The organism is uncultured Kiloniella sp. (assembly GCF_937128705.1).
In the GTDB taxonomy this organism is placed as follows: Bacteria; Pseudomonadota; Alphaproteobacteria; order Kiloniellales; family Kiloniellaceae; genus Kiloniella.
In genome coordinates this window covers 1-4,639 of the sequence record NZ_CAKZMP010000044.1, presented here as the reverse complement: position 1 = coordinate 4,639, position 4,639 = coordinate 1, and the positions used below count along the sequence as shown (strand labels likewise).

General features: G+C 52.3%; 5 protein-coding genes. 3 read left to right on the top strand and 2 right to left on the bottom strand.

The genetic code is table 11. The annotated features are described in order from the left end of the window. The 3 genes from Q0241_RS02615 to Q0241_RS02605 all read left to right on the top strand — a co-directional run. Window positions 1–243: 2Fe-2S iron-sulfur cluster-binding protein (locus Q0241_RS02615; protein ID WP_299372617.1), on the top strand; the 243-nt coding region annotated here is incomplete at its 5' end. A 1-nt stretch (window position 244) separates the two neighbouring features. After that, entirely contained in the window at window positions 245–2,560 is a 2,316-nt protein-coding gene (locus Q0241_RS02610; RefSeq protein WP_299372614.1) for a xanthine dehydrogenase family protein molybdopterin-binding subunit, read from the top strand. Window positions 2,561–2,826: 266 nt separating this feature from the next. Next, entirely contained in the window at window positions 2,827–3,075 is a 249-nt protein-coding gene (locus tag Q0241_RS02605; protein ID WP_299372611.1) for a MoaD/ThiS family protein, read from the top strand. Between the two features lie 29 nt (window positions 3,076–3,104). Here Q0241_RS02605 and Q0241_RS02600 read toward each other — a convergent pair whose 3' ends face one another. Beyond that, window positions 3,105–4,367 (bottom strand): type II toxin-antitoxin system HipA family toxin, encoded by a 1,263-nt coding sequence (locus Q0241_RS02600; protein ID WP_299372608.1) that lies wholly within the window; start codon window positions 4,365–4,367, stop codon window positions 3,105–3,107. A gap of 39 nt (window positions 4,368–4,406) precedes the next feature. Then, window positions 4,407–4,639 (bottom strand): helix-turn-helix transcriptional regulator (locus Q0241_RS02595; RefSeq protein WP_299372605.1); only part of this gene is annotated, 233 nt, incomplete at its 5' end.

Genomic DNA, 4,639 nt, shown 5'->3' with positions numbered 1-4,639 from the left:
GGGATTGCCAAAGGTACGGAACTACCCCCTGTTCCCCCAAAAACCTTGGACAACGCTGCCCTGCAATGCGGCGTTTGCACACCGGGTTTTGTTGTTGCTGCAAAGGCCCTTTTGGAAAAGAACCCCGACCCGACCGAGACAGAAGTTCGTTACTGGCTCGCCGGAAACCTGTGCCGCTGCACAGGCTATGACAAAATCATTCGCGCGGTCATGGACGCCGCCGCTGAAATGAGAGGCAATTGATATGGCTCGTAATCCTGATGCAGATAACGCACCCGTAAAGAAAGAAATCGAAAGCTCGACATCAAAATATGATGCTGAAAAAGCAGCTTCCTTTAAGGTTGTCGGCAGCCGCCCGGCCCGGCCGGATGGGATGGATAAGGTAACGGGTAAAGCACGCTTTGGTGCCGATATGGTCATGCCCGGACAGCTCGTTGGTCTGATCCTGCGCAGTCCGCACCCGCATGCCGTCATCAAAAGCATCGACAGTTCAGAAGCCGAAGCGCTGTCTGGCGTCAAAGCCGTTGTCACCCGCGACGACTTTGCCCCGAACGATGATCACGCCGATGTTCTCTATAACATCATGGCCCGTGAAAAGGCCCTGTACGAAGGTCATGCCGTCGCAGCCGTTGCCGCGACCAGCCGTGCTGTTGCCCGCAAAGCGCTCAAGCTTATCAAAATCGACTATGAACCCCTGCCCCACGTCACAGACGTGGACGCAGCCATGTCACCGGATGCGCCCGTGCTGCATGACAGCATCATCACACGCGGCATTAGCCCGGCACCGACAAAACCATCCAACGTGGTTGCCCGCAGTGAATTCGGTCACGGCGATATCGACGCGGGCTTTGCCCAAGCCGACGAAATCATCGAACGCAGCTTTAAAACTGCGGCAACTCATCAGGGTTACATAGAACCCCACGCCTGTGTCGCCAACGTCGGCGCAGATGGCATGAGCGAGCTATGGTGCTGTACCCAGGGTCACTTCCATGTTCGTCAGGTCTGTGCATCGTTGCTGGGCATTGACGTATCCCGTCTGCGGGTCACGGCTTCTGAAATCGGTGGTGGCTTTGGCGGTAAGACAACGGTCTTTATTGAACCCGTTGCTCTCGCCCTGTCCCGCAAAGCTGGTCGTCCGGTGAAAATCGCCATGACACGAGACGAAGTTTTCAAAGCTTCTGGCCCAACCGCAAGTTCCAGCATGAACGTCAAGATCGGTGTCACCAAAGACGGTCGCATTACCGCCGGGTATGGTGAATTCCGCTATCAGGGCGGTGCCTTTGCGGGTGCCCCGGCTGATTTCGGGGCCATGTCTGCCTTTGCCTGTTATGCATTGGATAACGTCAAGACCGAAGCTTACGACGTGGTGACCAACCGTCCGAAAGGCGCGGCATACCGCGCCCCCGGCGCACCAATGTCCGTCTATGCGGTCGAAAGTGTCATCGACGAACTCGCCACACGTATTGGCATGGACCCCATTGATCTACGCCTGAAGAACGCCGCCAAGGAAGGTAGCAAAAGCTCTTACGGGCCAAAATTCGGGTCTTGCGGCCTTGTCGAAACACTCGAAGCAGCCAAAGCCCACCCGCATTATAATGCCCCCCTAGGCCCTAATCAGGGCCGTGGTGTTGCCAGTGGTTTCTGGTTCAACTTTGGCGGTGAAACCTGTTCCAACCTGAACATCAATGCCGACGGCACCGTGACCATTGCGGTGGGTACACCGGATATCGGCGGTTCCCGTGCTTCCATGTGCATCATGGCCGCCGAAGAACTGGGCATTCCTTACGATAAGGTGCGTGCCATTGTGGCTGATACCTCTGCCCTTGGGTACAATGATACAACCGAAGGCAGCCGCGTGACTTTCTCTAGCGGTATGGCAGTGATCAAGGCTTCACAACAAGCCGTTACCGAAATGTGTAAACGTGCCGCCATGATCTGGGATATCCCCGCCGAGGCTGTGACTTGGGAAGACGGTTGTGCCAAACCATCCGGCCCCAATGCCGGGGATTTTGAACCACTTTCCCTTGCTGAAATCGCGGCAACCGCTGGCAAGACAGGTGGCCCAATTGCCGGGCATCACGAATACAATGCTGATGGTGCGGGCGTCAGCTTTGGCACCCACATTGTGGATACAGAGGTTGATCCGGAAACGGGCAAGGTCGATATCATTCGCTATACGGTTATTCAGGATGCGGGCAAAGCCATTCATCCTGACTATGTCGAAGGACAGTTCCAGGGCGGTGCCGCACAGGGTATTGGCTGGGCACTCAACGAAGAATATATCTATGGCGATGATGGCAAACTGCAAAACGCAGGCTTCCTTGATTACCGTATGCCTGTGGCTTCTGACCTGCCGATGATTGACACCGTGATTGTCGAAGTCCCCAACCCCGGTCACCCCTATGGTGTGCGCGGCGTTGGTGAAACCGGAATCGTGCCGCCACTGGCCGCCATTGCCAATGGTGTCTCTGCTGCTGCGGGTGTCCGTATGACAGAACTGCCCATGTCACCCCCACGGGTGCTCAAGGCAATCGATACCGCCAAAGTGGCAGCTGAATAGGACCAGCAAGCCTTCAGGTCAGTTGACGTAAATGATCAAACGGCCCCTTACCAACAAAGGGGCCGTTTGCTATATTAAAAGCGTAAAGACAAAAGCTTTATCGCTGTTTAACTTGATTTTTTTCGGGATATTCTCGCCGGGATATTCTCGCCCGGATATTTCCGGTGCATGAAGAGAGAAGTGTCGGTTTCGACCCGAACGATGAAGCCCTCTTATAAATCAACGGGAAAAGCGTTACGCCTAACAACGACAGAACAGAGGAAGATATGGTTCAAGTCACCCTTTCCGGCACAATCCAACAGGCCGCTGGTGGCATTTCGACGCTTGAAATAGAAGCAAAGAACATCCGCCAGTTGCTGAACGGTCTGGAAAAGCAGTGCCCTGAGCTAAAACCCGAACTGGAAAAAGGCAGCATCGCCGTCGCCATCAACGGCACCATCTACCGCGACGACTGGTTCCAACCCATCCCCGAAGACAGCGAAGTATTTTTGATACCTAGGCTGGCAGGTGGTTAGTTGGCGAGCGGGTGTTGCTGGTAAAATTGTTACAACAGTTCTTGCAACCTGCTGTTTAAAGCTCCGCAAAGTGATTCCATCAATTCTTCCGGAAAACCTTCTGGAAGTTCTTTGAAGGTCTTCTCAATTGCTTCCTCTGCAGTTTCGTGAATTTCCTGAAAAACCTTTTGCACCAGCTCTTTCGACAGGCCCGAAGCTGTGGCTGTTTCATATATGTGTCGCGCACAGATATCCCCAATCCTATAGTGGTTGGACTTGCCAAAACTCATTGCGAGTCTGAATTTTTTTTGCTGGATCTGCTTTTGGTCAAAGGTTGGCTGCACGGTGAGTACATCATAGAAAGGCGTTAAACGGAACCGCCCTTCTGGCATCAGGGCGATGCTAAAATTCTTTGCGTGCCCATCGGTTGCCCCCATCAACCAGAACAAAATATTAGCTTTGAAAAAACCTAACCTATCCTGCATGGGCTCATCACTACCCCGCAGTCTCTTCATGATATCGACAATCCCTGGGCCACCTTCATTTTGATATTTTCCAGTAGGGGGAACCGAAAGCACCTGACACATGTCTTCTTGTGGCAAACGGATAAGGCGGCCATCTTTTGTCCAGCGACGATCAAAACGTTCAACAACCAAAGCCTTGCGCTCCCCAAAGGTTGACATTTCTACAGACGCTGTGCGTAAACCGAAAGCCGCAAGTAATTTCAGGCAAATATATTCATTTTCAACGCTATTGGATAAATCCATACCGTTCGACAATCGACCGATCTGTGGCTTGATAATATGGGTCGTCGGCGTTGTTCCCGAAGGTTCCATCCATTGCCCGTCATAATACAACAGGGCTGTTTTGTCCTGCGCCCCCGCCACTGAGATTCTGAAATCATGATCTCCACGAATACCAAGCGGTGCCACATCAAGATCTTTTAATATTTCTTCGATTTGTCTTTCATTGACGATCTCGCCATCCAGATTTCCTGTTTCGGACGGCTCTTCTCCTTCCGGCAAGAACTGCAAAGCACCAACACAATCTCGTCCGATTTTTGACAGCATGCTATAGGCATCTGTCCCCTGCGCGCCGACACGTTCCGCAACACGTTGGCGTATACTGTCATTATCCGGCAACAGGTTTTCAAAAACAGCGATAACAGGCGCACCAATATAACGGTCAGCACGTAAGGGTAAAGAAAGGGAAACCGCGATGGCACCTTCCCAATCCAGCCAGGACCTGTCGTAAGTAAAATGGACAGCACCTGTACTTTCGCGCACAAGCGTCCCAACAAGACGCCTGTTCATAAAAACACTCAAAGGCTGATAACTTCGGCGACGCCCCACTTAGAACCAGTCCTCAATATCAGTTGCCATGCCTTTGCTACGCGTTTGGATTAAAATTTCATGATCCAAAGCCGCAAGCAGATCAAAAAGCGTTTCCAACTTCGTTCCACCAACACCATTTTCTATCTTTGAAATTGTTTCCTGCCACACACCACTTATGGCAGCTAACTCTTTTTGAGTTAACTTTTGCGCCTTACGTGCCTCGCGAATGGCATACCCTATATCCTTGGGTG

What these genes read in the sequence shown, in the direction of transcription:
- Q0241_RS02610 (WP_299372614.1), top strand. Translation starts at nt 245, where the DNA reads ATGGCTCGTAATCCTGATGCAGATAACGCACCCGTAAAGAAAGAAATC.
- Q0241_RS02605 (WP_299372611.1), top strand. Translation starts at nt 2,827, where the DNA reads ATGGTTCAAGTCACCCTTTCCGGCACAATCCAACAGGCCGCTGGTGGC.
- Q0241_RS02600 (WP_299372608.1), bottom strand. Translation starts at nt 4,367, where the DNA reads ATGAACAGGCGTCTTGTTGGGACGCTTGTGCGCGAAAGTACAGGTGCT.